Annotated in this window: 17 protein-coding genes; 15 read left to right on the forward strand and 2 right to left on the reverse strand. The window is 54.7% G+C overall.

Annotated elements, in window-relative coordinates; genetic code table 11:
- Positions 1-17: 17 nt before the first annotated feature.
- The 9 genes from BQ7382_RS02905 (at position 18) to BQ7382_RS02950 (ending at position 10,729) form a co-directional block, all read left to right on the forward strand.
- Positions 18-929, forward strand: a complete 912-nt coding sequence (locus tag BQ7382_RS02905) for an NAD(P)-binding domain-containing protein (protein WP_268874712.1) — start codon at positions 18-20, stop codon at positions 927-929.
- A 2-nt stretch (positions 930-931) separates the two neighbouring features.
- A complete protein-coding gene (locus BQ7382_RS02910; RefSeq protein WP_077390626.1) occupies positions 932-2,353 on the forward strand; it encodes a four-carbon acid sugar kinase family protein in 1,422 nt (473 codons plus the stop codon).
- Positions 2,354-2,365: 12 nt separating this feature from the next.
- On the forward strand, positions 2,366-3,670 hold the full coding sequence (locus BQ7382_RS02915; RefSeq protein WP_077390627.1) for a four-carbon acid sugar kinase family protein: 1,305 nt from the start codon (positions 2,366-2,368) through the stop codon (positions 3,668-3,670).
- A 26-nt stretch (positions 3,671-3,696) separates the two neighbouring features.
- Positions 3,697-4,695, forward strand: coding sequence for a 4-hydroxythreonine-4-phosphate dehydrogenase PdxA (gene pdxA / locus BQ7382_RS02920; RefSeq protein ID WP_077390672.1), 999 nt, complete (start codon positions 3,697-3,699; stop codon positions 4,693-4,695).
- Between the two features lie 53 nt (positions 4,696-4,748).
- The gene (locus tag BQ7382_RS02925; RefSeq protein WP_077390628.1) at positions 4,749-6,161 is read left to right on the forward strand and encodes a GntP family permease; all 1,413 of its coding nucleotides are present in this window, start codon (positions 4,749-4,751) and stop codon (positions 6,159-6,161) included.
- A gap of 142 nt (positions 6,162-6,303) precedes the next feature.
- Positions 6,304-7,143, forward strand: a complete 840-nt coding sequence (locus tag BQ7382_RS02930) for a class II fructose-bisphosphate aldolase (protein ID WP_077390629.1) — start codon at positions 6,304-6,306, stop codon at positions 7,141-7,143.
- Between the two features lie 208 nt (positions 7,144-7,351).
- Positions 7,352-7,915, forward strand: a complete 564-nt coding sequence (locus BQ7382_RS02940; RefSeq protein WP_077390631.1) for an HD domain-containing protein — start codon at positions 7,352-7,354, stop codon at positions 7,913-7,915.
- Positions 7,916-8,413: 498 nt separating this feature from the next.
- Positions 8,414-9,904, forward strand: coding sequence for an APC family permease (locus BQ7382_RS02945; protein WP_077390632.1), 1,491 nt, complete (start codon positions 8,414-8,416; stop codon positions 9,902-9,904).
- Between the two features lie 156 nt (positions 9,905-10,060).
- On the forward strand, positions 10,061-10,729 hold the full coding sequence (locus tag BQ7382_RS02950; protein WP_077390633.1) for a TrkA C-terminal domain-containing protein: 669 nt from the start codon (positions 10,061-10,063) through the stop codon (positions 10,727-10,729).
- A gap of 137 nt (positions 10,730-10,866) precedes the next feature.
- On the opposite strand, the gene mnmA is transcribed toward BQ7382_RS02950, so the two are convergent.
- The gene (gene mnmA / locus BQ7382_RS02955; RefSeq protein ID WP_077390634.1) at positions 10,867-11,958 is read right to left on the reverse strand and encodes a tRNA 2-thiouridine(34) synthase MnmA; all 1,092 of its coding nucleotides are present in this window, start codon (positions 11,956-11,958) and stop codon (positions 10,867-10,869) included.
- 169 nt (positions 11,959-12,127) lie between these two features.
- Here mnmA and BQ7382_RS02960 point away from each other — a divergent pair, with 169 nt between their 5' ends.
- From BQ7382_RS02960 to BQ7382_RS02970, 3 genes are all read left to right on the forward strand, one after another.
- Positions 12,128-13,507, forward strand: coding sequence for an aldehyde dehydrogenase (locus BQ7382_RS02960; protein ID WP_077390635.1), 1,380 nt, complete (start codon positions 12,128-12,130; stop codon positions 13,505-13,507).
- Positions 13,508-13,528: 21 nt separating this feature from the next.
- Positions 13,529-14,245 carry a tRNA (N6-threonylcarbamoyladenosine(37)-N6)-methyltransferase TrmO gene (tsaA, locus tag BQ7382_RS02965; protein WP_077390636.1) on the forward strand — a complete coding sequence of 239 codons (717 nt, stop codon included), beginning with the start codon at positions 13,529-13,531 and terminating at the stop codon, positions 14,243-14,245.
- Positions 14,246-14,334: 89 nt separating this feature from the next.
- Entirely contained in the window at positions 14,335-15,447 is a 1,113-nt protein-coding gene (locus tag BQ7382_RS02970; RefSeq protein ID WP_077390637.1) for a pyridoxal phosphate-dependent aminotransferase, read from the forward strand.
- A 96-nt stretch (positions 15,448-15,543) separates the two neighbouring features.
- Here the strand turns inward: BQ7382_RS02970 and BQ7382_RS02975 are convergent, their stop codons facing one another.
- A complete protein-coding gene (locus BQ7382_RS02975; RefSeq protein WP_077390638.1) occupies positions 15,544-16,062 on the reverse strand; it encodes a GtrA family protein in 519 nt (172 codons plus the stop codon).
- A 231-nt stretch (positions 16,063-16,293) separates the two neighbouring features.
- Between BQ7382_RS02975 and feoB the strand changes: the two genes are divergently transcribed.
- The 3 genes from feoB to BQ7382_RS09585 form a co-directional block, all read left to right on the forward strand.
- Positions 16,294-18,660, forward strand: coding sequence for a ferrous iron transport protein B (gene feoB, locus BQ7382_RS02980; protein WP_077390639.1), 2,367 nt, complete (start codon positions 16,294-16,296; stop codon positions 18,658-18,660).
- Between the two features lie 27 nt (positions 18,661-18,687).
- Positions 18,688-19,248 carry an NUDIX hydrolase gene (locus tag BQ7382_RS02985; RefSeq protein ID WP_159437209.1) on the forward strand — a complete coding sequence of 187 codons (561 nt, stop codon included), beginning with the start codon at positions 18,688-18,690 and terminating at the stop codon, positions 19,246-19,248.
- A 144-nt stretch (positions 19,249-19,392) separates the two neighbouring features.
- Positions 19,393-19,604 (forward strand): hypothetical protein (locus BQ7382_RS09585; protein WP_205408159.1); only part of this gene is annotated, 212 nt, incomplete at its 3' end.

The following is a 19,604-nucleotide window of genomic DNA, read 5'->3' on the forward strand; positions in this document are numbered from 1 at the left end:
ACTGTAAATTCAGGTTCATGTGCGAGAAAGGATGTGCAGAAATGAAATTAGGATTTATAGGCTTGGGGATCATGGGCCGTCCAATGGCTAAGCACCTGGTGGAGGCGGGTCACGACGTGATGGTCACCGACCTGAACCAGGATCTGGTGGACGAGCTGGTCGGCATGGGCGCCACATCGGGAAGCTACGAGGAGATGGGAAGCCAGTGCGACATCGTGATGATGATCCTCCCGACAGCAGCAATAGTGAAATCTGTGATCTTCGGAGAAAAAGGAGTCGCCTCTTCCATGAAGAAGGGCGGGATCATAATAGACCACAGTTCCGTTACGCCGGTGGAGTCTAAAGAGTGCTACGACGGCCTGAAGGAGAAGGGGATCGGATTCCTGGACGCCCCTGTATCTGGCGGAGAGCCGGGAGCCATCGCAGGATCCCTGGCCATCATGGTCGGAGGAGATGAGGATATCTTTGAAAAGGCAGAGCCGTATCTCCAGGCGTATGCGAGCTCCGTACTCAGGATCGGTGAGTCGGGGGGCGGCAGCATCGCCAAGCTTGCAAACCAGATCATCGTAAACAACAACATCGCCATCGTATCGGAGGCACTGGTATTTGCTAAGAAAGCAGGAGCAGACCCTGAGAAAGTCTACCAGGCCATCAGGAGCGGGCTGGCAGGCTCTTCTGTGCTGGACGCCAAGGCTCCTATGATGATCGAGCACAACTTCGTTCCTGGCGGCACCATCAAGGTGAACCACAAGGACATCACCAACGTTGTGAAGACGGCTCATGCCATCGACGTGCCGATCCCTTATACAGCCCAGCTCTATGAGATCATGCAGTCCCTCAAAGTCCACGGACACCTGGGTGACGATCACTCCGGCATTGTGCAGTACTTCGAGGCTCTTGCAGACGTTTCTGTGGAAAAGGAGAACTGATCATGTCGATTAGCACTGACGTACTGAGCAGCTTCAAGCAGATCCCGGAGGATCAGGTGGACCAGCTCCTCCAGGAAGAACTCAGAAAGAACGACAAGAAGATCGTCGTGCTGGACGATGATCCTACCGGTGTCCAGACGGTCCACGACATCTCGGTATACACCAGCTGGGACCTGGATAGCATGAAGGCGGGATTCATGGAAGAGAACGATCTCTTCTACGTGCTCACCAACTCCAGAGGTTTCACGGCTGAGCAGACAGAGAAAGTCCACAAAGAGATCGGCGAGGTCGTGCACCAGGCCGCAAAAGAGACTGGAAAAGACTACATCTTCATCAGCAGGAGCGACAGCACCCTCAGAGGCCACTATCCTCTGGAGCCTGAGATCCTGCGCGACGAGTACGAGACCAACACCGGAAGGAAGATCGACGGTGAGATACTCTGCCCGTTTTTCAAGGAAGGCGGCCGCTTCACCATAAACAACATCCACTACGTGAAATACGGAGATCAGCTGGTACCTGCCTGTGAGACGGAGTTCGCAAAGGACAAGACATTCGGGTACTCCGCGTACACCATGCCTGAGTACGTAGAGGAGAAGACCGGCGGAAGGTTCAAGGCAGAGGACGTGACATGCATCTCCGCTGAGGACATCCACAACTGCGACTACGACAGGATCCAGGAGCAGCTCATGGCTGTGAAGGATTTCAACAAGATCGTGGTGAACGCGGTGGACTATCCGGACCTGAAGGTGTTCTGCGTGGCGCTTTTCAGAGCCATGAGAGAGGGAAAGAACTTCATGTTCCGTACCGCAGCGTCCATCGTGAAGGTCATGGGAGGCGTCACGGACCAGCCTCTCCTCACCAGGGAAAAGATGGTGGTGAAGGAGACGGACAACGGCGGTGTGATCGTGGTGGGATCACATACCGAGAAGACCACAAAGCAGCTGGAGTGCCTCAAGACACTGGACAACATCGAGTTCGTCGAGCTCGACGCAACACTCGTGAGAGACGACGAAGCTTTTTCAAGAGAAGTGGAGAGATGCCTCGACCTCGAAGAGAAGGCCATAAGATCCGGCAAGACCGTCTGCTGCTACACCACGAGAAAGCTGATAACTGCAGACACGGGAGACAAGGAGGACGAGCTGAGGCTTTCGGTTAAGATCTCAGACGCCGTTCAGTCACTGGTGGGAAGGCTTTCCGTTACCCCGAGCTTCGTTATAGCAAAGGGCGGGATCACCTCCAGCGACGTTGGAACCAAGGCCCTCAAGGTGAAGAAGGCGAACGTCCTCGGACAGATCATGCCGGGCATCCCGGTTTGGCAGACAGGGGACGAGAGCAGGTTCCCGCTGACTCCATATGTCATCTTCCCGGGAAACGTTGGGGAAGTGGAGACGCTAAGGGACGCCGTAAAAGTCCTCATGAAATAGGAAGGAAGCAGCATGTCGGAATGTGTTGTAATAGCAGATGATCTCACTGGAGGAAACGCCACGGGGGTCCTGCTCAAGAAAATGAAGTACGTGGCTCACACCGTTCTCAACATGGACGCCATCGACCAGAACACCCTGGACAGCTGCGACTGCCTGATATACCCGGCGAACAGCCGGGGCTTTTCCAGGGAAGAGGCCTACTCCGCGGTGTACGACGCCTGCAGCAGGCTGATGTCCCGGGACGTGCTCCTCTATTCCCACAGGATAGACAGCACTCTCAGGGGCAACCTGGGGAGCGAGACGGACGCCATGCTTGACTGCCTGGGCGAGGATTATATAGCGGTGTCGGCACCGTGCTTTCCGGCCACCGGCAGGATCATCTGCGGAGGATACATGCTGGTGAACGGCATCCCGCTCCACAAGACCAGTATCGCCATCGACCCGAAGTGCCCGGTGAAGGTGTCCGACGTTGCCGAGATCTACAGGAGCCAGAGCAAATACCCGGTAGGGACGCTGGACATCAGCGACCTCATGGAGGGAAGCGGCAGTGTTGCCAGGAAAATGAAGGACTTGGCTGCCCGTGGGATCAGGATAATATCATTCGACTGCATCACACAGGAGGACCTCGACCTTATTGGAGACGCCGTGATAGAGAGCGGGCTGAAGATCGTGGCGGTGGATCCGGGAGTTTTCACGGCCACAATGGCCAGGAAGTTGATCAAACCTAAGGAAGACCGGGCGGACAAGAGGATCCTGGCGGTCGTGGGATCTGTACATCCGAACGCGAAGGCCCAGATGGAGCAGCTCTGGCTCTCCCAGGATACAAATTCCGTGCTGGTGGAGACGGCGAAGTTCCTGGAGAGCCCGGAGGCCCGGGAAAAGGAGATCGGAAGGGTCGTAGAAGCCGTCCTGAAGGATGCGGACAGGCACCAGATATCCACGGTGTGTGGAGACGGGATCTACCCGGAAAACAGGATCGATTTCGGCCCGTACATGGATAAGCACGGCTGCACTCTTGAGGATGCCACGGACGTTATAAATCAGGCCATGGCGGAGATCGCCTACAGGGTGTTCACCGCAGACAGGACCTTTGGAGCCATGTACACCAGCGGGGGAGACATAACCATCTCCGTCTGCAGGAGGTTCGGCACCAGCGGCCTCAGGCTGAGGGACGAGGTGCTTCCTCTGGCGGCATATGGAAAATTCCTCGGCGGAGAGTTCGACGGAGTCCATATCATCACAAAGGGCGGAAGCCAGGGAGGGGTGGATGCCATCAACCAGTGCATCACCTATCTCAAGGAAAAACTGTATATATAAATGCATTTGTAAATATGGAGGCAAAGATGGCAAAATCACTTATTGCGGTCACCATGGGAGATCCCGCAGGGATCGGCCCGGAGATCGTGGCGAGGACGATAGACGACGAGGAAATCTTCAATATCGCCAACTGCATCATAGTCGGAGACAGGAAGATAATGGAGAAGGCCATATCCATCGTGGATGCAGACCTGGAGATCCACCTGTGCGAGGAGCCTGAGGACGGAGACTTCCGCAAGGGAGTACTCAACATGATAGATCTGGACAACATCGACATGGATGAATTCCAGTACGGCAAGGTGAGCGCCATGTGCGGACAGGCGGCCTATGACTACATCGCAAAGAGCATAGAAATCACCATGGCAGGAAAGGCGGATGCGGTCGCCACGACGCCTATCAACAAGGAGTCGCTGCACGCCGCGGGCGTCAATTACATCGGGCACACCGAGATATTCGGCGCGCTGACGGGAACTGAGGACCCGCTCACCATGTTCGAGACCAACGGTCTGAGAGTCTTTTTCCTGACGAGACACAAATCCCTCAGGGACATGCTTGACGACATCAAGAAAGACAGGATCATCGACTACGTGCAGAGGTGCACCGACGCCCTCAGGAGGCTGGGAGTGACGGAGGGCACCATGGCAGTGGCAGGTCTGAATCCTCACTCCGGAGAGCACGGGCTTTTCGGATGGGAAGAGGTGGAGGAGATCGCACCTGCGGTCGAGGAGCTCAAGTCCATGGGATATGACGTGGCGGGACCCGTTCCGGCCGACTCCGTGTTCCACCAGGCAGCCCTCGGGAAGTACAACAGCGTGCTTTCTCTCTATCACGACCAGGGGCACATAGCCACAAAGACACTGGATTTTGACAGGACTATTTCCATCACGAACGGAATGCCTATACTCAGGACTTCCGTGGATCACGGCACGGCATTCGACATCGCCGGAAAGGGCATCGCAGGCGCCGTGAGCATGAAAGAGGCCGTAAGGCTGGCCGCGAAATACGCACCTTTTTTCGCGAAATAACGGCCAATGATATAATATTTTTTTAATAAAGCCAAGTTCAGAAGGGAGATACTATGGTTTATGGGTTAGATGGCCAAAGGATGCTGATCGCTCTGCTGATCGGTATCGCCTGCCTGATCTTCATGGTCCTCAGGACCAAGATCCAGGCATTCCTGGCGCTGATCGTTACGACGGTCATCGTTGGTGTTATCGGCGGCATGCCGCTGAACACGATAACAATAACAATTGATGGAGTTGAAAAGCCTTTCGGCATCGTAAACTCTATCACCACAGGATTCGGAGGGACCCTGGGCAGCATCGGTATCATCATCGGTTTCGGTGTTATGATGGGGCAGATCTTCGAATGCTCGGGTGCCGCAAAACGGATGGCATACTCCTTCCTCCACCTGTTCGGCAAGGGCCGTGAGGAGGAAGCCCTGGCATTCACAGGATTCCTGGTTTCCATTCCTATTTTCTGCGACTCCGGATTCATCGTACTTTCTCCAGTGGCGAAGGCCCTGTCCGAGACCACTAAGAAGTCCGTCATCGGCCTGGGCGTTTCCCTGGCTGCAGGACTCGTTATCACTCACTCGCTGGTTCCGCCTACGCCGGGCCCTCTTGGAGTCTGCGGTATCTTCGGCATCGATGTTGGTAAGTTCATCCTCATCACGCTAGTGCTGGCGCTGCCTATGGCTATCGCCTGCATCTTCTATGCAAGAAAGCACCTGGCAAAGAAGTTCTACAGGGTCGTAAACAGCGAGGGCGAGATCGTAGAGGCCGAGTATCAGGAGCCTGATTACGAGGCAGCGTTCAACATGGATATGGAAGGCATCCCTGGAACACTGGAGTCCTTCATGCCTCTGATCCTGCCGATCCTGCTGATCCTCATCAACACAGTTGCTACTGCGGTAGGAACCACCAACTCATTCCTGAAGATCCTGATCTTCCTCGGTCAGCCTATCATCGCCGTGGGACTTGGCCTCCTGTGTGCCATCTTCACACTGGGGAGAAAGTTCGACAGAAACACTCTCCTCAAGGAGATGGAAAAGGGAATGGCATCTGCCGGCATCATCATGCTGGTTACCGGAGGCGGCGGAGCCCTCGGACAGATCATCAAGGATTCCGGCCTTGGAAACTACATCGCCGACGGCATGGCAAAGGCAGCTATTCCGCTGATCGTCCTGCCTCTGGTCATCTCCACAGCCATGAGATTCATCCAGGGCTCCGGAACGGTAGCAATGACAACAGCGGCTTCCATTTCCGCTCCAATACTGGCAGCTGCAAATGCAAATCTGCTCCTCGGAGCCGTTGCATGCTGCGTGGGATCCCTGTTCTTCGGATACTTCAACGATTCCTACTTCTGGGTAGTGAACAGGACACTGGGAGTCTCCGAGGCAAAGGAGCAGCTGGAGATCTGGTCCGTCACTTCGACCATAGCCTGGGCTGTGGGCGTCGTGGAGGTCATCATCCTCAGCATTTTCCTGTGACCCCGCAAAATAATTCCACAGGCTGCTGCGCATCGCGGCAGCCTGTTTTTTCCTGGAAAAAGCACTTTACGATCCGCCGGATGTCCCGGCAGAACGAAGAAACTTTTACGACCCGCCGGGTGTCCCGGCAAGGAGGACTGCCATGTCTTTAGTTACAACTGGTGAGCTGGTGGAAAGAGCTCACGCTCAGGGAAAATGCGTTCCCGCCTTCAACGTGGGCAGCATGGAGATGGTGAGGGGCGCCATCAGGGCGGCCGAAGAGCTGCAGATCCCGATCATCATCCAGATCGCGGAGAGGCTCCTGAAGTACTCGCCGCTGGAGCTCATGGGACCGATGATGGTCCAGGGAGCCCGGGAGGCAGGTGTCGAGATCGCCGTGAACATGGATCACTGCAGGGATCTTGGGGTGATGAAGCGTGCCCTGGAATACGGGTTCACGGGAGTTATGTACGATGGATCAACTGATCCTTTCGAGGAAAACATCAGGGGGACAAGAGAGGCTGTGAAGCTCGCTTCTTCTTACGGTGCTTCTACAGAGGGAGAGCTCGGTCTGGTCGGGGGTTCAGAGGATGGTCTGAGCGACCACGGGATCAAATGCACGAATCCGGGCCTCGCCCGTCAGTTCTGCGATGAGACTGGTATTGCCTGCCTGGCGGTGGCCATCGGGAACGCACATGGAGATTATCCGGTTGCACCTGTTCTGGCCTTTGATATACTGGAACAGATAAATGAAAAAGCAGGAAGACCTCTTGTGCTCCACGGCGGCAGCGGCCTGACAGACGAGGATTTTCAGCGGGCCGTTTCCCTCGGCATCAGCAAGATAAACATCGGCACAGCCAGCTTCAAGAGAGTCACTAAGGAGGCCGCCGACTATCTTGCTGGTGACGGCAATCACACGTTCTTCGACATGAGCACCGCCATGACGGAGGGCATGTACCAGAATGCCCTGAGGCACATAAAGGTCTTCAACAGCATTGACTGATGCGGCTGAACTGCAAAAAAATGTGATATGATATGCGGCAGCGACCGGGGCCGTGCGGGTTTTCTGATTCCTGGCCGACGTCGGAGCAGCGGTTCCGGCAGCACAGGCGCATTCGGGATCGGCGGCCCAGGCAACATGTACGCTTTCGAGATCAGCGGCCGGGGCAGGCAGCGGCGCAGCAGAGACAGAGACGGCATTGGAAAAAGAAATGGATGAAGAAGTGAAACAGGCTAGACAGGACAGTAAGGTCATCGGTAAAACACAGCAGCAGGAGCTCTTCAAAGAATTCAAAACACCGGAACACGTGCAGCAGCACTGCAACGAGGTGGCGAGGGTGGCGGTGCTCATAGGCAAAAAGCTGAACGAACACGGATACCACCTCGACATCGACGAGATCCGGGGCGCCGCCCTGGTACACGACCTGGTGAGAGTCCAGCCCGACCACGACCTTCGCGGCGCCGAGATCCTGGAGAAAAAAGGATATCCAGAAGAGGCCGGCCTCGTCCGCCACCACATGAAATACTATCCATTCAACGACGTTGCCAACGTGGACGAGCAGGACATCCTGTGCCTGGCAGACAGAGTGGTAAAGGAAAACCACTACGTCGGCCTTGACGAAAGGATGGACTATCTGATCCACAAGCCGGGAATAACCCCTGAAAAAGTGGAAAAGATCCTCAAGAGCAAAGAGCACACAGGCCAGTTCATCGAGAGCCTGGAAAAGATCATGGGCATCACCCTGGATCAGCTCTGCAGTGAGGACAACAACTGAGTACGAGGCATTCAAAACGACAGGACGTGTCGTTTTGAATGCCTCTTCTGTTTTGTGACTTTTGGCAGAGCTCGTGTCTTCCACAGCATCTGTAAGCATGGTCGTCCAAGTTCTGTGAGACAACATTCGGGGGGCAGGTCTTAGCTGTGATCCAGGTCTCATTGCGCTTGAACAGTTGATTTTTCCGGTCTTCATTGTGACTATTGTGTATTAATGCAGCTTTGTGCATAGAAACATCCACAATTTCGGAGGAAATTGTGGATACCGCCAGATCCGCACCGCGCGAGTGCATCGCATCCCACCACCAGTCGCTCATCGATCTTGTCTTTTTCACCAACACGACCAGTGATCGAAGAATAATTTTGTACACAAAAAAACAAAAGTTTCACAATTTATCCATTGCTCATGAGACAACACAATGATATATTTGTGTTGTCTCAAAAGAGACAACATGGTTATTTTAATGTGTGGTCAGAAAGCATAAAAAGGGATATTATTATGAATGACGGTGGAAGCAATTCTAAATTCGACAAGGTCCTGGGTTCCTGGGACATACTGGTCATAGCTTTTGGCGCCATGATCGGCTGGGGCTGGGTGGTCTCGGTCGGTGACTGGATCGAGCGCGGAGGCGTTCTGGGGGCGGCTTTTGGATGGGTCGCCGGAGGAATAGTTATTTTCTTCGTAGGCCTGACTTATGCGGAGCTGACTCCGGCGATGCCGAAATGCGGCGGCGAGCACGTGTTCAGCTACAGGGCGATGGGTCCGAACGGTTCCTTCGTATGCACCTGGGCTATAATCCTTGGATATGTGAGCGTTGTGTGCTACGAGGCGTGCGCTCTTCCTACGATAGTGTCGTATATTTTTCCGGGATTCCTTAAAGGTTACATGTACACGGTAGCTGGTTTCGATGTATACGCAACATGGGTCGGACTGGCCATGGCGGTGGCTGTATTCATGACCTGGATCAACATCCTGGGAGCTAAGACGGCCGCGAAACTGCAGACGATCCTGACAGTGATCATAGGTGCTGCAGGCATTTTCCTGATAGCAGTTGCAATGATGAAAGGCGATTACGCCAATGTTGAGACTCATCAGTTCATCGGGACCGGCTCTGGTTCGGCCATCAAGAGCATAATGAGCATGGCTGTTATCACTCCGTTCTTCTTCATCGGATTCGACGTGATCCCGCAGGCGGCGGAGGAGATAGACCTGGCTCCAAAGAAAATCGGAAAGATGCTGCTGTTCTCCATCATCTGTGCGGTCATCTTCTACACACTCATATGTCTGGGCGTTGGGATGCTCATGCCGAATGACGCGATAAAGGCATCCATGGCAGGGACCGGACTCGTTACTGCCGATGCGATCGCAAGGGCTTTCAACATAAAAGCACTTGCCTCGGTCATGATAATCGCGGGAGCCTGTGGTATCATCACCAGCTGGAATTCTTTCCTCATCGGAGGAAGCAGGGCGATGTGGTCCATGGCAGATGCGCATATGATCCCGACGTTTTTTGCAAAGCTGCATCCTGAATACAAGACTCCAGTGAACGCTCTCCTTCTTATCGGAGCAGCCTCAGCACTGGCACCTCTCGCGGGAAGGCAGATGCTGGTGTGGATCATGAACGCAGGAAACATGGGATGCTGCCTGGCTTATTGCATGGTATCCATTTCTTTCCTGTTGCTGAGGAAAAAGGAACCTGATATGCCTAGGCCATACAAGATCAGACACGGAAAGTTCGTGGGGACCATGGCCGTGATCCTGTCAGGAGGAATGATCGCAATGTATATCATTCCGGGATCCGGTGCGACCCTGTCCATGCAGGAGTGGGGAATGGCCGGCGGATGGTTCCTTCTGGGAATAGTGTTCTACATGGGCATGAAGCACAAATATGGCGCATCTTTTGCAAAGCATGCTGATGCCATCATGGGAGCAGTCAGAGACAGCATGGATGATGACGAAATGGCGTCGATGGACGACATGATGTTCTGATGGGGTCGCAGATCAAATTGATAATTAAATACCGCGTTATGCTGCATATAACCCCGTCTCAATGCTTCTGCCTCTGTTTACTTGATCGCTGAAAAGTTCTAAAATAATCGGTAAAGGTTTACTCAAGGTAGATCTGGAAGTAGAAGAGGGGCCGATATGCAGAAAACATCAATGCCAAGGTATCAGCAGATCGCGGTCGACATCGCCGACCGCATTGCTATGGGAAAATACGGAGTTGGGACGAAACTCAGCGCCAGGACCGACCTGGCCAGCAGTTTCAATACCTCTCCCGAGACCGTCCGCAGAGCTGTCAATATTCTGGAAGACGTCGGAGCCGTGGAGATCATCCACGGAAGTGGGGTGTATGTTCTTTCCAAGGAAAAGGCTAAGGACTTCATTCAGAACCACAAGGACGTTCACGATTCCAGGACGACCATCGCGGCGCTCCTGGAGTGCGTAAGGCGACAGGAGGAAGAGCTGAACACTCTGACAAAGCTGGTGAACGACCTGGACATCCAGAGCAGGAGAACGTACTATGCTTTTCCGTTTTCTCCTCAGGAGGTCACGATCGACGATGACTGTGACTGCATAGGAGTGACTCTGGGAAATCTCCAGTTGTGGAACCGCAGCGGTGCGACGGTGATAGCCATCCGCCACGACTCGGAATACAACGTTGCTCCCGGGCCGGATGCGGTGATCACCATAGGTGACACCCTTTACTTCATAGGTGAGGAAGAAGCCAGGAACAAGCTGGTGCACATCCTGTGGCCCAAGCGAAAGACGAAAAAGGTCGCCAGGGAGAGGGAGGCGGACGCCCGCCTGTGATCACTGAGGCGGTGCAGCGAACAGGTCAATGCAAAAAAAAGGATGCCGCGCAGATAAAATGCGCAGCATCCTTTTTCGTGCTTCGAAAAAGTTTTCGAGATCACGTCGTAACGCGTTCGGCGCGACGCGTGGCGTATCTATTCGATCACTCCGCCCCCGATGACCACATCGCCGTCGTAGGCCACAGCAGACTGACCGGATGTGATCGCCCGCTGAGGCTGGTCGAAGGTGATGCTCACCCTGTTTTCAGAGAGAGGCGTGATCACTGCCGAAGACTCGTGGTGCCTGTAACGGATCCGGACGTCCGCCTTCATGGAGGAGCCTGGCACAGAGCAGGCGATCCAGTTGAAGTCCTTTACGGTGAAGGTCCGTGTCATGAGATCCTGGTTCCGGCCGAGGATGACTTGGTTTTTCTCCGTGTCCAGCTTCACCACGTACATCGGCTCCTTCAGCGATAGCCCCAGACCCTTGCGCTGGCCCACAGTGTAGTGGATGATCCCCTTGTGGCGTCCGAGCACATTGCCTTCCATGTCCACAAAATCCCCCTGAGGATACGTCTTTCCCGTGTGTCCGCAGATGAATCCCGCGTAGTCGCCATCCGGGACGAAGCAGATGTCCTGGCTGTCTCTCTTGCGGGCGTTTATGAAGCCCTGCTCCTCGGCGATCTGCCGTGTGACGTCCTTTGTGAATTCTCCGAGTGGAAAAAGAGTTCGTGCCAGTTCATCCTGGGTCAGGGAGTAGAGTACGTAGCTCTGGTCCTTCGAGAGGTCTACGGCTTTTTTCAGCAGGTAGCGGCCGGAGCCGCCGTCGTACTGGATCCGCCCGTAGTGGCCGGTGACGATGTAGTCCTCGAGGAGCATCTGGGCCCTGATCCAGAGGGCGCGGAACTTCATGTATCTGTTGCAGTCTATGCACGGGTTCGGTGTGGAACCCGTCTCATAGGCGTGGATGAACGGCTTTATCACCTGGTCCTCGAACTCGTCCTTGAAATTGAAGACATGATAAGGAATGCCAAGTCTGAATGCGACGCTTCTGGCGTCTTCCACATCCTCCAGACTGCAGCAGGTCCTGCTGTTGCACATGATGGTGTCGTTGTCGTAGAGCTTCATCGTGACTCCACGGGTGTCGTATCCCTGTTTTACTGTGAGATACGCAGCTACAGAGCTGTCAACACCGCCGCTCATGGCCACGAGAGCACGCTTTTTCGAATTTTCCTTTTTCTCGCTCATATGTCCCTTCCTGTCAGTTCCCTTCCGAGTGAACCATTCTATCACAATATCAGCCGCCCTGTGGTATACTGAAGTCGATTTTATGGTCAATTGTATAAACAATACAGAGATGTGTTTTCAAGCACCGATCCGCCCCGGACGGGGATCGGCTTTTGTATGGAGGTGCACGATGGAAAAGTCTGAGATAATCAGGATAAGAGAGCTTCAGGAGGAGTTTTTTGCGACCGGGAGGACCCTGAAGGTGAGCAACAGGATATCCGCCCTGAAGACTCTGAAATATTCGATAGACAGGCATTGCGACGACATCAGCCGTGCGCTGTATGAGGACCTGGGGAAGAGCGATACCGAGAGCTACATGTGTGAGATCGGCATGGTGCTTCACGAGCTGAGCTACATGATAAAGAACACACCGGTATTCGCGGCGCCTAAGCCGGTGTTCACGCCGGTGGTCCAGTTTGCGGCGACCAGCTGGAAAAAGCCGTCGCCCCTTGGAACGGTACTTATCATGAGCCCGTGGAACTATCCGTTCCTGCTGACCATGGGACCTCTGGTGGACGCCCTGTCTGCGGGAAACACAGCCATGGTGAAGCCGAGCGCTTATTCGCCGGCAACGAGCAAAGTGATCAAGGACATAATCGAGGAGTGCTTCCCGGAGAGGTATGTGGCCGTCGTCACCGGCGGAAGGGCGGAGAACCAGTACCTGCTGGATCAGCAGTTCGACCACATCTTCTTCACAGGGAGCAAGACCGTGGGAAAGCTGGTAATGACCAAGGCCGCAGAGCACCTCACTCCGTTCATACTGGAGCTGGGCGGAAAGAGCCCGTGCGTCGTAGACGAGACGGCGAACATCAGGCTGGCGGCCCGGAGGATAGTCTTCGGCAAGCTCCTCAACTGCGGGCAGACCTGCGTGGCTCCGGACTACGTCTACTGCCACGAGAGCATCAGGGACGAGCTGGCGGACGCCATCGTGGACGAGATCATCAGGCAGTACACATCGGATCCGCTGTCGAACCCGGCGTATGGCAAGATCATCAACGAAAAACACTACAACAGGATCATGGGGCTGATCGACGAGGAAAAGACCATTTTCGGCGGCGATGGGGATCCTGAGACGCGTCAGATCGAGCCGACGGTCATGACGGACATCACCTGGGATGATCCGGTGATGCAGGAGGAGATCTTCGGCCCGCTCGTGCCGATCATGACCTTCAGCGACACAGACGAGGCGGTACGGGTCATCAACGCGCATCCGCACCCGCTGGCGCTGTATGTTTTCACGGAAAAAAAGAAGACCGCAAGGCGCTTCATGAACGAGTGCCAGTTCGGCGGCGGCTGTATCAACGACACCATCATACATCTTGCCAGCACCAGCCTGCCGTTCGGCGGCGTTGGGGAGAGCGGCATGGGGTCATACCACGGCCTGAACGGTTTCAAGGCATTTTCCCACTACAAGGGGATCGTGGACAAGAAGACATGGATGGACATGCCTATCAGGTACCAGCCTTACGGAAAGCTGACCTTGAAGCTGCTCAAGATGTTCATGCACTAGCTGGGACGGGGTGGCAGCGCTATGAGCAGAGATGAAACAGAAGACAGGGTGACGATCTCACCGGTCGCCTATATCCGGACTGAGCTCCGGGAAAAATACGGCATCCCCCGTCAGGCGGGAGTGGTGCCGGAGCTCCGGGGTGAGGTGGTCTTCACGCCGGACTTCAGAGACGAGAACTGCCTGCGGGATATAGAAGGCTTCGACTACCTGTGGCTGATCTGGGGCTTTTCCGGGAACAGGAAAAGGGAGTGGTCTCCCACCGTCAGGCCTCCCAGGCTCGGGGGAAACAGGCGGGTCGGGGTATTCGCTTCTCGGTCTCCAGTCAGGCCGAATTATCTCGGGTTGTCCTGCGTGAGGCTCCTGGAAGTGAGAAAGGATCCGGAAAATGGGATGATCCTCGTCGTCGGTGGTGCGGACCTGATGGACGGCACGCCGATATACGACATCAAGCCATACGTGCCATACTCGGATTCAAAGCCCGATGCACGAGGCGGGTTTACGGAGAGCGACTGGCCTGTTCTGCAGGTCATCATACCGGAGACGCTTGAGAAGAATGTCCCCGAAGAACTGAGAACAGCTCTCAGGGGCGTCCTGAGCCAGGATCCAAGGTCTGGATATCAGCGGAGCGACTCCAGGGAACACGGGATGAGATTCGGAGAACAGAACATCAGGTTCAAAGTAGAAGAGGGCATACTCACGGTCACATCCGTGGAGGACGTGACCGGAGAAGACCACTGATCGTTGAAACAATAACCGGTGAGACACGTGAGGCTTGTGGGGCGACTAACTCTGCGAGGCCATCAGGGCTGGATCACACGGCAGATCACATGAAGGAGGATTACATGAAAAACAGGGTCAGGGAAGAGCTCCTCGGGGAACACAGGAGCTACGCCGAAAACACCCCGGAGGCTACAGAGGACATGCTGGACTGCAGCCTCGGCATAAACCCGTACGGATATCCGGACGTGGTGGAAGACGTGATCAGGAACTTCGACGTGGAGAGGCTGTATCAGTATCCCCACAGCACCGAGGCCAGAGAGGCGGTGGTGGAGTACTGGAAGGACTATGCCTTCATCGAGCCTGAGAACGTGGTCCTCACAGACGGAAGCGTCACGGCACTTACTCTTTTGGTGAATGTCCTTTCAAGGCCGGAGGCAGAGGTGGTCTGCTTTATGCCTACTTTCACTGACATGGTGGAATATGCGAGGACAATGGGCATGAAAGTACACGGCGTGAACACCCTCGAAGAAGATAATTACCGGGAAAATGTGGATCGACTCGTCGATGCCATTACCGAGAACACGTCTCTCGTATATATTGATAATCCAAACAACCCTACGGGCCAGAGCCTTACTCTGGACGAGATGAGGAATGTCCTTGAAAAGTGCGAGAAGCTCGGCGTCTACTGCCTCATCGACGAGGCCTATGCCGACTTTCTCCCCAGAGAAGAATCGGCCGTGACTCTGGGGCCGGACTACACCTGCATGATAAGCGTGAGGACTTTTTCCAAGGGCTTCGGCCTGGCTGGAGCCAGGGCCGGCTACATAATAACCAACAAGAAGCTGGTCAGCTACATCGCAAAGGTCAGCAACCCGTACATGATGAACGAGATATCACGGGCCCTGACCGCCGCTGTTCTCAAGTACAGGACGCAGCCGGAGGAGCACGGGATGGATTTCGCCATAATAAAGGGCGCTCTGAGAGATGCCTGCGGTGACAGGATCATCATGGCCGAGACCGACGACAGAGTGCCGATCTGTCTGCTGAGACACGTGGATGATAGTGTGGATCTTCAGAGACTGCTGCTGGATCGGGGCATCGTCACCTGCAGCGGAGCGGAGTTCGAGCCTCTTGGAAAAAACAGTGTCAGGCTCAGGGTGCCGACGCTCCGGGATGCGGGAACGCTGGTGGAGACGTTCAAGCGGCTGAGGGACGAGTGAATTTCTTTAGCGTGAGATCAGCGGAAAGTAGAAACGAAAAAAGTGTGACTAAACTTAAAAAAGACCTCGGGACGCGTTCTCGAGGCCTTTTTGATCCTATTTCGATTGCTCTTCTTCGGCTCTCTTTTTCTCCAGGGCCTTCTGCCCTCTTGCGTTCGTATTCATGCTGTTCCTGTACACCACGAACCTGTCGTAGAGGTATTCCGTTATAAGGTTGCAGGCCATGGTGGTGAACAGCACGGCGTAGTCATTCCAGTGTGCCGTCTCCGAAAGGTAGTTGCCAGCCAGCGTGGATACCGGGGTGAAGACGCAGTAGAAGAGGAAAACCAGAAACATGGCCTTAGGCACGTTGTTCGATGATTTGAAGGTGAATTCCCTGTTGAGGGTGAAGTTCCAGAGCACCGACAGTACCAGGGCCACCAGGTAGCACGGCCAGTATTTGAACGGTGTAAGGAGCTTCATCAAGGTGAATGCCACGGTCTCTATGATGCCAGCCGAAGCAGAGAAGAGAGCGAATTTGACCACCTGGCTTCTCGTTTCCTTAGCGTCCGGAACGTATGGCTGGTCTTTGGTGATGGTCTCTTTTTCCTTGTTATCTGTGCGGTCGTTATTCATAGGGGCCTCCGTGGATCAGAATTTTTTCGAATAAAAGTTGAAAAAAAAGAATAAATATTCTTGCATCGGGTTTTGTAAAACACGGTACCATTTGTAGAATTATCGCATCAAATACTGTAAAATTCAAGGCATTTGCCAGCATTGCGCCCAATGGGTCCCAAGGATTGAAGAATAGTCAGGAATAGAATATAATTATTCAGCGTATGCAGAATAAAAGGGGAAACTATCAAAATGACGACACTAAAGGAACTGAAAGCAGGAGAATCCGGCAGGATAACCGTTGTTGGAGGGGAAGGAGCGCTGAGGCAGCACTTTCTCGACATGGGGCTGATCCCGGGCGCGGAGGTGACCGTGGAGAAGTTCGCACCAATGGGCGACCCGGTGCAGATCAACATCCACGGATACAGCCTGACGATACGGCTGGACGACGCGGGGCGGATCGAGATCGATAGGATCGCTGCTTTTCAGGAGGACGGTGAAAAGCAGGAAAAGGTCGCTCGAAGGGAGCCGGGGCTGTCGGAGCACCCGGGCCTGGGAGAGGGTGGCCGGTATCACGTGAAGGAAGGCGAGAACCCTCTTCCTGACGACACGACGCTCACCTTCGCTCTGGCCGGGAACCAGAACTGTGGAAAGACAACTCTTTTTAACCAGCTCACCGGGGCGAACCAGCACGTGGGGAATTTTCCCGGCGTTACAGTAAGCAAGAAGAGCGGGCCTATCAGAGACCACAGCAACACCGACGTGACGGACCTGCCGGGGATCTATTCCATGTCCCCGTACAGCAGGGAGGAGATCGTCACCAGGGACTTCATAATAAAGCAGCATCCGACGGGGATAATCAACATCGTGGATGTGACAAATATCGAGAGGAACCTCTACCTCACCATGCAGCTGATGGAGCTGGACGTGCCTATGGTCCTGGCTCTCAACATGATGGATGAGCTGGTGGGAAACGGCGGTTCTGTAGACATAAACGAGATGGAGGGAATGCTGGGGATCCCGGTGGTCCCTATCTCTGCGGCGAAGAACCAGGGCGTAGACGAGCTCATCGAGCACGGCATCCACGTGGCTCACTACCAGGAAAGGCCGGGCAGGATAGATTTCTGCGACAATAACGACTATGGCGGCGCCGTTCACCGCTGTCTCCACGCCATCATGCACCTCATCGAGGACCACGCGGAGGCGGCGGAGATCCCTGTGAGGTTTGCGGCCACGAAGCTCATCGAGGGGGATCACATCGTAGAAGATGCTCTTCATCTGGAGCAGAACGAGAAGGAGATGATCGAGCACATCATAAAGCAGATGGAAGAGGAGAGGGGGCTGGACAGGTCCGCCGCCATCGCGGACATGAGGTTCTCGTTCATCAGGAAGCTGGTGGATGCCACGGTGATCAAGCCGAGGAAGAGCAAGGAATCCAAGCGCTCCGAGGCCATCGACAGGATCCTCACGGGAAAGCACACGGCTATCCCGGCTTTCATCGGCATCATGGCTCTGGTTTTCTGGCTCACGTTCAACGTGATCGGCGCCGCGCTCCAGAACTGGCTGGCGGCGGGCGTCAGCTGGGTGACGAATGCGGTCGATGCGGGGCTCAAGGCATCGAACGTGTCGGACGGCCTGCGATCGCTGATAGTGGATGGCGTTTTCACCGGAGTTGGAAGCGTGATAAGCTTCATTCCGATAATCGTGACGCTGTTCTTCTTCCTGTCGCTCCTGGAGGATTCCGGCTACATGGCCAGGGTGGCCTTCGTGATGGACAAGCAGCTCAGAAAGATCGGACTGTCAGGGAGAAGCATAGTGCCGATGCTGGTCGGCTTCGGATGCACCGTGCCTGCGGTCATGTCCAGCAGGACCCTGCCGTCTGACCGGGACAGGAAGATGACGATCATCCTGACGCCGTTCATGAGCTGCTCAGCGAAGCTGCCGATCTACGGCTTCTTTACGGCTGCATTTTTTCCTGGAAAAGGCGGGCTCATCATGGTCTGTCTCTACCTCATCGGCATACTGGTGGGTATCGTGGCGGCGCTGATCATGAAAAACACTGCCTTCAAGGGAGAGGCCGTGCCGTTCGTCATGGAGCTGCCTAACTACAGGATGCCGCAGGCGAAAAGCGTGGTGAGGCTCCTTTGGGACAAGGCGAAGGACTTCCTCACGAGAGCCTTCACAGTGATCTTCGTGGCGAATATCGTAATATGGTTCCTGCAGAACTTCACTCTCTCGATGCACATGACCAGCGACCCTGAGAACAGCGTTCTGGCCATGCTGGCCGGCCTCATCGCACCGCTGTTCACCCTGCCGGGATTCGGAAACTGGCGGATAACCACGGCTCTCATCTCCGGATTCATGGCGAAGGAGAGCGTTGTCTCCACTCTGTCGATCCTGTACGGATCATCTGCGGGACTTGCCGGGACGCTGTCTCTGCCGTCGGCCATGGCTCTGCTTATATTCTGCCTGCTGTACACGCCGTGTGTGGCGGCGATCTCATCGATCAAGAGCGAGCTCGGCGGAAAAATAGCCTTCGGCCTGGTGATCTGGCAGTGCGTGATCGCCTGGGTCTGCGCGGTTATCGTGAGGTTCGCGCTGCTGGCGGTCGGGCTGTAATGGAAAATATGGTGGAGTGACTGCAAAGTGGATGAAAAGAAGAGCAATGCCGGATACGCGGTCCTGGTCCCCCTGGTCGAGACGGAGCAGGGAGAGGGGCTGCTCATGGAGATCCGCACGGAATACGTGAAACAGCCGGGAGAGATCTGTTTTCCCGGAGGAAAAATAGAAGAGGGTGAGACCGCGGTAGATGCGGCCGCCCGGGAGACCCGCGAGGAGCTGGGAATCTCTCCGGAACACATCGAGGTCATAAGGGAGATGGAAACGGAGGTCATGGCCGATGGAAAGGCTATCCGCCCCGTTCTGGCGAAAGTCGGGCGCCGCGCTGCCGAAAACATCGTTCTCTCCGACTGCGAGGTTGCTGGCACGTTTGTCATTCCGCTCAGGTGGCTGTCCGAGAACAGGCCTGCCCATTACGACCTTGCCGTGACGGAGGAAATTGCCCTGCCGGAAAAGCTCCGGGGTTATCTAGAGAATTACGGCAGATTCCGCAGAGCGGGCCAGACGTATTACATCGAATACGAAGGCCACGGCATCTGGGGATTTACTGCGCGGGTGATAAACAAGCTGGTGACTGGCCGGTACTAGTTTTTGTAACGTTTTCCAAGCACTTTTTCTGTACGTTTTCCAACCAAAATATGGTGGTAAATGTGCGTTTTCCAACTGTGCATACAAAACACTGGCCAAAAGTGTGGTACAGTGGCTCAAAAAGTGGCACATTTTTGCATCTTAATGAGGATAATTGCACATCTTCCGAACACTGAAAAAGCCGCTGATTTCAACGTTTTCGTTGATTTCAGCGGCTCTTCTCATTTCGTCTGGTGGAGCGTAGGGGTAATTACTTCAATTCGTGTATGCCTTGATATTACAGACTTTTATGATTTCTCTGGCATAAAGTGTGGCATACGCTCATTCTTTGGATGCTTCATCAATATATTCCTGCA

The sequence above is a fragment of the Mobilibacterium timonense genome (genome assembly GCF_900155555.1).
GTDB lineage: Bacteria > Bacillota > Clostridia > Peptostreptococcales > Anaerovoracaceae > Allobaileyella > Allobaileyella timonense.

Bases quoted from the DNA above. Each gene is read 5' to 3' on its own strand.
- BQ7382_RS02950 (WP_077390633.1), top strand. From the start codon at position 10,061: ATGCAGAAAACATCAATGCCAAGGTATCAGCAGATCGCGGTCGACATC.
- tsaA (WP_077390636.1), top strand. From the start codon at position 13,529: ATGAGCAGAGATGAAACAGAAGACAGGGTGACGATCTCACCGGTCGCC.
- BQ7382_RS02925 (WP_077390628.1), top strand. From the start codon at position 4,749: ATGGTTTATGGGTTAGATGGCCAAAGGATGCTGATCGCTCTGCTGATC.
- BQ7382_RS02910 (WP_077390626.1), top strand. From the start codon at position 932: ATGTCGATTAGCACTGACGTACTGAGCAGCTTCAAGCAGATCCCGGAG.
- mnmA (WP_077390634.1), bottom strand. From the start codon at position 11,958: ATGAGCGAGAAAAAGGAAAATTCGAAAAAGCGTGCTCTCGTGGCCATG.
- BQ7382_RS02915 (WP_077390627.1), top strand. From the start codon at position 2,366: ATGTCGGAATGTGTTGTAATAGCAGATGATCTCACTGGAGGAAACGCC.
- BQ7382_RS02945 (WP_077390632.1), top strand. From the start codon at position 8,414: ATGAATGACGGTGGAAGCAATTCTAAATTCGACAAGGTCCTGGGTTCC.
- pdxA (WP_077390672.1), top strand. From the start codon at position 3,697: ATGGCAAAATCACTTATTGCGGTCACCATGGGAGATCCCGCAGGGATC.
- BQ7382_RS02930 (WP_077390629.1), top strand. From the start codon at position 6,304: ATGTCTTTAGTTACAACTGGTGAGCTGGTGGAAAGAGCTCACGCTCAG.
- BQ7382_RS02975 (WP_077390638.1), bottom strand. From the start codon at position 16,062: ATGAATAACGACCGCACAGATAACAAGGAAAAAGAGACCATCACCAAA.
- feoB (WP_077390639.1), top strand. From the start codon at position 16,294: ATGACGACACTAAAGGAACTGAAAGCAGGAGAATCCGGCAGGATAACC.
- BQ7382_RS02940 (WP_077390631.1), top strand. From the start codon at position 7,352: ATGGATGAAGAAGTGAAACAGGCTAGACAGGACAGTAAGGTCATCGGT.
- BQ7382_RS02905 (WP_268874712.1), top strand. From the start codon at position 18: ATGTGCGAGAAAGGATGTGCAGAAATGAAATTAGGATTTATAGGCTTG.
- BQ7382_RS02970 (WP_077390637.1), top strand. From the start codon at position 14,335: ATGAAGGAGGATTACATGAAAAACAGGGTCAGGGAAGAGCTCCTCGGG.
- BQ7382_RS02960 (WP_077390635.1), top strand. From the start codon at position 12,128: ATGGAAAAGTCTGAGATAATCAGGATAAGAGAGCTTCAGGAGGAGTTT.